The 9,214-nt window shown below is 29.8% G+C and carries 11 protein-coding genes; 2 read left to right on the plus strand and 9 right to left on the minus strand.

The window, feature by feature from the left end:
* Nucleotides 1–13 precede the first annotated feature (13 nt).
* The 9 genes from trpA to AACZ53_RS12070 form a co-directional block, all read right to left on the minus strand.
* Nucleotides 14–778 (minus strand): tryptophan synthase subunit alpha, encoded by a 765-nt coding sequence (gene trpA / locus AACZ53_RS12030; RefSeq protein WP_339838768.1) that lies wholly within the window; start codon nucleotides 776–778, stop codon nucleotides 14–16.
* A 54-nt stretch (nucleotides 779–832) separates the two neighbouring features.
* Nucleotides 833–2,020 carry a tryptophan synthase subunit beta gene (gene trpB / locus AACZ53_RS12035; protein ID WP_339838772.1) on the minus strand — a complete coding sequence of 396 codons (1,188 nt, stop codon included), beginning with the start codon at nucleotides 2,018–2,020 and terminating at the stop codon, nucleotides 833–835.
* The gene (locus AACZ53_RS12040) at nucleotides 2,004–2,645 is read right to left on the minus strand and encodes a phosphoribosylanthranilate isomerase (protein ID WP_339838774.1); all 642 of its coding nucleotides are present in this window, start codon (nucleotides 2,643–2,645) and stop codon (nucleotides 2,004–2,006) included. Before AACZ53_RS12040 ends, trpB begins: the two co-directional genes overlap by 17 nt.
* Nucleotides 2,642–3,430, minus strand: coding sequence for an indole-3-glycerol phosphate synthase TrpC (gene trpC, locus AACZ53_RS12045; protein WP_339838777.1), 789 nt, complete (start codon nucleotides 3,428–3,430; stop codon nucleotides 2,642–2,644). Before trpC ends, AACZ53_RS12040 begins: the two co-directional genes overlap by 4 nt.
* Before the next feature lie 208 nt (nucleotides 3,431–3,638).
* The gene (locus AACZ53_RS12050; RefSeq protein ID WP_339838780.1) at nucleotides 3,639–3,917 is read right to left on the minus strand and encodes a hypothetical protein; all 279 of its coding nucleotides are present in this window, start codon (nucleotides 3,915–3,917) and stop codon (nucleotides 3,639–3,641) included.
* 4 nt (nucleotides 3,918–3,921) lie between these two features.
* On the minus strand, nucleotides 3,922–4,914 hold the full coding sequence (gene trpD / locus AACZ53_RS12055) for an anthranilate phosphoribosyltransferase (RefSeq protein ID WP_339838782.1): 993 nt from the start codon (nucleotides 4,912–4,914) through the stop codon (nucleotides 3,922–3,924).
* Between the two features lie 63 nt (nucleotides 4,915–4,977).
* Entirely contained in the window at nucleotides 4,978–5,541 is a 564-nt protein-coding gene (locus AACZ53_RS12060; RefSeq protein ID WP_339838784.1) for an aminodeoxychorismate/anthranilate synthase component II, read from the minus strand.
* Nucleotides 5,542–5,624: 83 nt separating this feature from the next.
* Nucleotides 5,625–7,025 carry an anthranilate synthase component I family protein gene (locus tag AACZ53_RS12065; protein ID WP_339838787.1) on the minus strand — a complete coding sequence of 467 codons (1,401 nt, stop codon included), beginning with the start codon at nucleotides 7,023–7,025 and terminating at the stop codon, nucleotides 5,625–5,627.
* Between the two features lie 233 nt (nucleotides 7,026–7,258).
* On the minus strand, nucleotides 7,259–7,831 hold the full coding sequence (locus AACZ53_RS12070; RefSeq protein WP_339838790.1) for a pentapeptide repeat-containing protein: 573 nt from the start codon (nucleotides 7,829–7,831) through the stop codon (nucleotides 7,259–7,261).
* Nucleotides 7,832–7,947: 116 nt separating this feature from the next.
* Here AACZ53_RS12070 and AACZ53_RS12075 point away from each other — a divergent pair, with 116 nt between their 5' ends.
* Together AACZ53_RS12075 and AACZ53_RS12080 are read left to right on the plus strand one after the other, a co-directional pair.
* The gene (locus AACZ53_RS12075; protein WP_339838793.1) at nucleotides 7,948–8,481 is read left to right on the plus strand and encodes a TlpA family protein disulfide reductase; all 534 of its coding nucleotides are present in this window, start codon (nucleotides 7,948–7,950) and stop codon (nucleotides 8,479–8,481) included.
* Nucleotides 8,482–8,492: 11 nt separating this feature from the next.
* A complete protein-coding gene (locus AACZ53_RS12080; RefSeq protein WP_339838795.1) occupies nucleotides 8,493–9,104 on the plus strand; it encodes a thioredoxin family protein in 612 nt (203 codons plus the stop codon).
* Nucleotides 9,105–9,214 lie beyond the last annotated feature (110 nt).

The following is a 9,214-nucleotide window of genomic DNA, read 5'->3' on the forward strand; positions in this document are numbered from 1 at the left end:
GTTTAATTGACTTTTATTTTTTTGTCATTCGAATAAAATCTCCAATATTATCAATACTATTTTTACCCAAAAACTTAATAAAAGCACTTCCAATGATAGCACCTTTTTGATGTTTTGTGGCTTGTGAAAAAGTTTCATGATCTTTAATTCCGAAACCAATTATTTGAGGATTTTTTAGATTTAAATCTGAAATTCGTTTGAAATAATCCATTTGTTCATTTCCAAAACCAGATTGACTTCCAGTAACGGCTGCAGAACTTACCATATAAATGAAACTATCTGAAATAGCATCAATTTGAGTAATTCGTTCGTTTGAAGTTTGAGGTGTTATTAAAAACACATTTTTCAAATCATATTTTTCAAAAATAGCTTTGTATTCAGTTTCATAAACGTATAAAGGCAAATCAGGAATGATTAAGCCATCGATACCAACTTCGGCACATTTTTGACAAAATTTCTCCATTCCAAATTGCATCATCGGATTAAAATAGCCCATAATTATTAAAGGAATTTGAACTGTTTTTCGAATGTCTTTTAATTGTTCAAATAGGAGCGAAGTCGTCATTCCGTTTTCAATTGCAATAGTAGAACTTTCCTGAATTGTTGGTCCATCTGCTAAAGGATCAGAAAAAGGCAATCCAATTTCAATCATATCTACACCATTTTTTTCTAATTCTTCAATTATGGAAACTGTATCATTTATTTTAGGATAACCTGCTGTAAAGTAGATAGAAAGCAGTTTTTTATCTTCTTGAATTTTTTTATTTATTCTGTTCATTGTTTTATTTTTTTAAACCTTGTGTAAAGTCTTTGGGCTCTTTGCGATTATATTTTAAAATCCGAAATAATCAATATAAGTATTCAAATCTTTATCACCTCTTCCTGATAAATTGATCACAACAATATCTGTTGGTTTGAATTGTTTTTTATCCAAAACAGAAAATGCATGAGCCGTTTCAATAGCTGGAATAATTCCTTCCATTTTTGAAATTTCTAAACCAGATTTCATGGCTTCTTTGTCAGTTATTGCAATAAATTCAGCACGATTCGAGTCATGTAAATGTGCATGCAAAGGTCCAACACCTGGATAATCTAAACCAGCTGAAATAGAATACGGTTCTGTAATTTGTCCGTCTTCTGTTTGCATCAATAAGGTTTTACTTCCATGAATAATTCCGATTTTTCCCAAAACAGAAGTCGCAGCACTTTCCCCAGAATCTACTCCATGACCAGCAGCTTCAACAGCGATTAATTTTACCGATTCATCTTCTAAAAATTCGTAAAAGGCTCCAGCTGCATTACTTCCACCACCAACACAAGCAATTACGTAATCTGGATTTTCTCTACCTTCTTGTTCTTGCAATTGTACTTTAATCTCTTTAGAAATAACACTTTGAAATCTAGCAACCATATCTGGATATGGATGAGGTCCAACAACAGAACCAATAATGTAAAAAGTATCTACAGGATTGTTAATCCAATCTCGAATCGCTTCATTGGTAGCGTCTTTCAAGGTTTTTGAACCAGAAGTTGCTGGTCTAACTTCAGCTCCTAGCATTTTCATGCGAGCTACATTTGGTGCTTGACGTTTTATATCCACTTCACCCATATAAACAATACATTCTAAACCCATTAAGGCACAAACGGTTGCAGTAGCCACACCATGTTGACCAGCACCAGTTTCGGCAATAATCCTAGTTTTACCCAAACGTTTTGCCATTAGAATTTGTCCGATGGTGTTGTTTACTTTATGAGCACCGGTGTGACATAAATCTTCTCTTTTTAGATAGATTTTTGTGTTGTATTTTTCGGATAAACGTTTGGCAAAATAGAGAGGAGTTGGACGTCCAACATATTGTTGCAATAACTGATTACATTCTTCTTTAAACGAAGGTTCAGCCATTATTTTTAAGTAATTTTCTTTTAATTCTTCTACGTTTGGATGTAGCATTTCAGGAATGAAAGCACCCCCAAATTTGCCGTAAAATCCGTTTTCGTCTACGTTATATTTTGTTTTCATCTAGCACTTTTTTAAACTTTTCTAATTCATTTTTGTTTTTTAATCCAGGTTCTGTTTCAAAACGACTGTTTACATCAATGGCGTAACAATAGTTGGATAAATCAGAATCAAGAAATTCTTGTATTTTGTCTATTTCGGTTAAACCAATTCCTCCACTTAAAAAGAAAGGTTTTTGTAAGTTGTAATGCTTTAACACTTGCCAATCGAATGTAGTTCCGTTTCCACCAGGTAATTTTCCTTTAGTGTCGAATAGAAAGTAACCTACAACATTTTCATAAGCTTTTAATCGACTGAAATCAAAATCATTATCTATTGAAAAAGCTTTTATAATTTCAATTTTTTCTTTCTTTAAATCCGAACAAAATTCTAAAGATTCTTTTCCATGCAATTGAATGACATCTAATTGAAAAGTTTTAATTTTATCCTGAATTTCTTCCAAAGTTGCATCAACAAAAACACCCACTTTTTTGATGTCAGAATCTAATTTTGGGAGTTCTTGTAAATCGAAATTTCGACTTGATTTATTCCAAAAAATAAAGCCTAAATAATTTGGTTTTAATGAAGCAATTTCCTCAATATTATTAGAATATTTCATACCACATATCTTTAATTTTATCTTTTTCATTTCAAGGAAATTTTTCGAATAAATTCACTTGCTTCTTTTCCAGGATTATCGGTTTTCATAAAATGTTCTCCCATTAAAAAGCCTTGATAACCAAATTGTTGTAATTCTTTTACAGCTTCAACAGTACTAATGCCACTTTCTGAAATTTTTACAAAATCAGTTGGAATTTGATGGGCTAATTCTTTGCTATAATCCAAGCTAACTTCAAAGGTTTTTAGGTTTCTATTGTTTACACCGATCATGTCTAAACTTGGCATAATCGATTTTTCTAGCTCTTCTTGATTATGCACTTCTAACAAAACTTCCAAAGCTAAACTTTGAGCGAATTCAGATAATCTTTTGATTTCTTCACGAGTTAAAACAGCTGCAATTAGTAAGATTACATCTGCACCATTCGCTTTTGCTTCTAGAATTTGATATTCATCAATCACAAATTCTTTTCGCAATAAGGGAATGTTTACAGAAGCTTTAGCTAACAATAAATCGTCTAAACTTCCACCAAAATACTTACCATCTGTTAAAACCGAAATGCCACAAGCACCTGCATTTTGATAGCCTAAAACGACATCTTCAACAGAATGATTATTATTGATTAACGATTTAGAAGGAGAACGACGTTTGTGTTCGGTAATAATTCCTGACAAACTATTTTTTAGCAATTTTGCCATTGAATTGGTTCTTCCATTAAATAAAACGGAAGCTTCTAATTGCGTAACTGGGAGGATACTTTTCTTTAAAGCAACTTCTCGTTTTTTGTCGGTTATGATTTTATCTAGGATGTTCATTTTTTAGTAATTAGTGAAATAAAATCTATTTCAGTCTTATATCTTTTAGTGTAATTTTATTTTTACTTATCAATTTAGTTATGGTATCATTATTTTCAAGTTTTATAAGAGTTTCACATATTTTAAAATCTGAAATAGAGTTATTAATAATTTTACATTCATTATATACATAGTATTTTCCAAATCCACCTTGAATATAAACTAACCTCTATTTATTATCTTTAGTTGCAAGAAGTCTTAATTGCTTATTAGGAATTGAATCATTTAGCATAACATCTGTTGCATTAAAAACTTCATCTTGATTCGCAATTTTAAAGCTTTCTTTATTTAGTTTGTCAAGAACTAATTTTAGTAATTTTGGAATTGAATCTTTCGTTTTATATTCTATCCATTTATCTGAAAGTTGTAAATTTTCATTAGTGACTTTTTTTTCTTTTCCTGAACAACTTAGGAATAGAATAAATAATGCTAAAAAAATTTGTTTCATAATATTAGTTACTAATTTTAATTAACTGATTCAATTTTTCAAATGCTTTTCTAGAAATTAAACTCTCTTGTGCTTTGGCTAAAGCATCTTCATAACTAGATTTTTCTATAGTCTGAATCGCAACAGCAGCGTTTACGCAAACCACACTGTTTTGTTCGATTGAACCTTTTCCTGAAATGACATTATGAAAAATTTTGGCTGCCTCATCGATTGTGTTTCCACCTTTAATACTTTCTAATTTGATGCTTGGAAAATTAAAATCAATGGGTTTTAAAATTTGCTCTGAATGATTTGAAATTATCTTTACATCATCAGTTAACGAAACTTCATCAAAACCACTTAATCCGTGCAAAATACTGTAATTTGTTGTTGTGTTTTGGTATAAATAAGCATACATTCGAGCTAATTCTAAACTAAAAACACCAACCATTTGATTCTTTGGGAAGGATGGGTTTACCATTGGACCTAACATGTTGAAAAAGGTTTTTACGGCTAATTCTTTTCGTATTGGTCCCACATTTTTCATGGCTGGATGAAATAAAGGTGCGTGAAGAATTGCGATGTTTGTTTCTTCGATTGATTTGGTTAAAAAGTCAATGTCATTCGTGAATTTCACACCCATTTTTTCCATCACATTACTAGAACCTGAAATAGAAGAAACTCCGTAATTTCCATGTTTTGCGACTTTAATTCCTGTTCCAGCAACAATGAATGAAGCTAAAGTTGAGATGTTGAATGTGTCTTTTCCATCACCACCTGTTCCGCATAAATCGATAGTGTTGTAGGCTGAGAAATCTACAGGAATGCAAAGTTCCAACAATGCTTCACGAAAACCTGAAAGTTCTTCTATCGTAATGCTTCGCATCATGTAAACGGTTAGGAATGCTGAAATTTGACTGGTATTATAATTTCCGGCTGATATGTTGACTAATACATCTTTAGCTTCTGCTTTAGAAAGTATTTCGTGATTGATTAATCTATTTAATATGGTTTTCATTTTTTATACTGAATTTAGTTCAGCATCTCTTGATGCTAAAATTTATTGACTGAACACTAATTACTAATTCAAAAGCCAATTTTCTAATATCTTTTTACCATTTGGAGTTAAGACACTTTCGGGATGATATTGTACACCACGAACATCATAAGTTGCATGTTTCATAGACATAATTTGTCCGTTTTCATCAAGGCTAGTTACGATTAAATCCTCAGGAAGGTTTTCATTTGAAACTACCCAAGAATGGTAACGACCCACTTCCGTTTCTTTTGGTAAATCATTGAAAATAAAATCATCTTCTGTTTGCGTGACTTTTGTAGCTACACCGTGATATACTTTTTCTAAATTCGTTAATGTTCCACCAAAAACTTCACCAATGGCTTGTAACCCTAAACATACACCAAATATGCTTTTTGTTGATGCAAATCTCTTAATAACATCTTTCAACAAACCCGCTTCATCCGGAATTCCTGGACCAGGAGAAAGTAAAATTTTATCAAATTTTTCTAGTTCATCTAATTCAAATTCATCGTTACGAAAAACTGTAACTTCTGCATTCAAATCTTCTAAATAATGGACTAAATTATAAGTAAAACTATCGTAATTATCTATGACTACTATTTTCATGTTTTATTTTATTGTAAGATTGAAGGATTAAAAGATTAAAAATTTGTTTTAAATAATCTTTAAATCTTTAAATTATTTAATTTTTAAATATTCTCAGCTAAATCCAAAGCTTTTTGCAAAGCTCCTAATTTATTATAAACTTCTTGTGTTTCGTTTTCTTCTATTGAATTAGCTACAATTCCAGCTCCAGCTTGAAAGTGTAAGGTATGATTTTTACTTAAAAAACTTCGAATCATAATCGCGTGATTAAAGTTGCCTTCAAAATCCATAAATCCAATCGCTCCACCATAAAAGCTTCGATTTGTTTTTTCAATAGATTCAATTAGTTCCATAGCTTTATATTTTGGAGCACCTGTTAAAGTTCCAGCAGGAAACGTTTTGGCAACCAATTCCATAAAAGGATGATTGGGTTTTAATTTTCCGGTTACTTTGGAAACTAGATGAATTACGTGAGAAAAAAACTGGACTTCTTTGTATTTTTCAACTTTCACATCGTTGCAACTTCTACTTAAATCGTTTCTGGCTAAATCCACCAACATGACATGTTCGCTATTTTCTTTTTTGTCTTCGTTTAATTTTTTGGCTAAAATAGCATCATCTTCATCATTTCCTGTTCGTTTGAAAGTTCCAGCAATTGGGTGAATTTCTGCATGATTATCTTTGATAACCAATTGTGCTTCGGGTGATGATCCAAATATTTTAAAATTTCCATAATCAAAATAGAATAGGTAAGGAGAAGGATTGATACTTCTTAAAGCACGATAAACATTAAACTCATCACCTTTAAAATCTTGAGAAAAACGTCTGGACAAAACCAATTGGAAAACATCTCCACGTTGGCAATGTTTTTTGGCTAAAGTCACATAATTTTTAAAGTCAGAATCAGTCAAATTTGAAACTACTTCACCATTTTTAGAAAAGTTAAAAGAAGCAAAATTTTTCGCTTGCAACAATTGTTGGATTTCAGCTATGTTGTTTTCATTTTCATATGAATGACAGAAAATGTAAGCTTCATTTTTGAAATGATTTATAGCAATTATATTTTGGTAAACAGCATAATAGATTTCTGGAATCTTATTTTCTGTAGATTTTTCAGCAATTTCTATTTTTTCAAAATGTTGAATCGCATCATAAGCAATGTATCCAAAAAGTCCTTGCGTGATGAATTTAAATTGGTTTTCATCTGTAATGAATTGCTTGGAAAATTGTTCGATTTCATTAACAACACTAACATGACTGTCAAGGGGAATAATTTCAGAAAATCCATCAGGAAAATTAGTTTCATTTTTTTTATCTTCAACTTTTATAGAAGCAATTGGATTGAAGCAGATGTAAGAAAAGCTGTTTTCATTTCCATGATAATCAGAACTTTCTAGTAAAATGCTATTCGGAAATTTATCTCTTATTTTTAAATAAACACTAACAGGAGTCATTGTGTCTGCTAGAATTTGTTTGAAATTAGTATCTAATTTATATGTTTTCATTATTTGTATTTTAAAATTTATGAAATTCTGAAATAAATTCAGAACAAAAAAAAAGGCTTGTCGTGATTGACAAGCCTTTTCTATGTATTTGGTTTAAATTATACTATAGGAGGATTCGCTCACGTCTTTTGAAGTAAGTTGTTCCACCACCAAGTAGTATTTAAAAATGTGTTCATGTTTTTTATTTCTTATGCAAAGATATAGAAACTATTTTGTAAAAAACAAATTTTGTGTTAATCTCTTATTATTAAATCGTATTTTTCTAATAAACCTTTCAATCCATCCAAAGAAAATTGAGCTTTTTTAAGCTTGTTAACTTCTGGATCAATTACGTAATTATAACTGGTGTGAAAATCTGCTTTATTAGCGATAGTGTTACTAAAAACACTTCTTCTTAAATCGCAATTATTAAAAATGCTTTCGGTTAAATCGGTTTCCATAAAATCAACGGCAACCATACTGCAATTGTCAAAACGCATTTTTTTGAGTTTCAGTTTGTAAAATTGAGCATAATCTAAAATACAATCCTGAAAATTAAAATGATATAAAACTTGGTCTGTCATTGCAAAATTGACACTTGTAAAATTACATTTTATGAATAAGACATCTCGAAGAGAAACGTAATTGATTTTAGTATTTTTAAAATTACAATCTGTAAAAGTGCAATCAACAAATGTTTCATTTTGAAAAGTACAACTTGTAAAATCACAATTTATGAATTGACAATCTTCAAATTCTTTGTATTTTATGTCAGTTTCTTCAAATGTTTTGCCTTCAAATTTTTCTCCAACTATATAATCACTCATTTTAATAATTTTGGTAAAAATAAGCATTTTGAAGCTAAGAAGTTGCAATAAATTTATGTTAAAGTAACTATTATTAAGTATTGAATTGATTAATTTTGAAATTAAATAAGCAGTTTATGAAGTTTTCGTTTTCAATTTTATCCTTTGTGTTTTTTATTGTTTTTGGGTTTACATCAGTAGCTCAAGAAAGTGAAATTCCAAAACCTTTGAAAATATATAAAAGCGCCAATTATGAAGTTAAATCGTTTGATTATAAAGGTTTAGAAGCTTACATGACAATTGAAAACGACACAACTTATGTTTATAATTTTTGGGCAACTTGGTGTGCTCCTTGTGTTAAAGAATTACCTAGTTTTTTAAAATTACAAGAAACATATAAAGACAAACCTTTTAAATTGGTTTTAGTGAGTTTAGATTTTTCAAAATCTGTTGAAAAGAGTTTGTTGCCTTTTTTAGAAAAGAAAAAAATGAATGTTGAAGTTTTATTATTAAATGATCCAGATGCAAACAGTTGGATTGAAAAGATTGATAAAGATTGGTCTGGTGCTATTCCAGCTACTTTAATAATAAACAAAGAAAAACGAAAGTTTTACGAACAATCGTTTGAATATGAACAGTTAGAAAAAGAAGTTAAAACATTTATAAATTAAAAAAAAGAAAAATGAAAAAATTTAGAATTGCTTTATTAGGATTAATTGGTGTATTTATTTTTGCCTTCACGACAAAAGATACAGCTACAGGTTATGAAATTGGTGATGTTGCCACAGATTTTTCTCTGAAAAACATCGATAATAAAATGGTTTCTTTAAAAGATTATAAAGATGCAAAAGGTTTCATTGTAATTTTTACTTGTAACCATTGTCCATATGCAAAAGCTTACGAAGAAAGAATCGTTGCTTTAGACAAAAAATACAAGAAATTAGGATATCCTGTGATTGCCATTAATCCAAATAATCCAGAAAAAAACAAAGACGATAGTTTTGAATTAATGATTGTTAGAGCCAAAGAAAAAGGATTTACTTTTCCTTATTTATTTGATGAAGGTCAAAAAATATATCCTCAATATGGAGCGACAAAAACGCCACATGTTTATATTTTAGAGAAAACGGCTAAAGGTAATATTGTGAAATATATTGGTGCAATTGACGATAATTACGAAGATGAAAAAGCCGTTAAAGTAAAATATGTCGAAGATGCTGTAAATTCACTTTTAAAAGGAAAAGAAGTAGAAGTTAAAACAACTAAAGCTATTGGTTGTTCAATCAAAGCTTAATTCTAGACAACATAAAAATTTGAATAAAGAACCATGCTTTTTGCGTGGTTTTTTATTTTAATAGTAAAACTTTTGCTTATTTTAGCAGTATTAAAAATAAAATATGATTT

Origin of the sequence: uncultured Flavobacterium sp., assembly GCF_963975005.1 — a bacterium.
In the GTDB taxonomy this organism is placed as follows: Bacteria; Bacteroidota; Bacteroidia; order Flavobacteriales; family Flavobacteriaceae; genus Flavobacterium.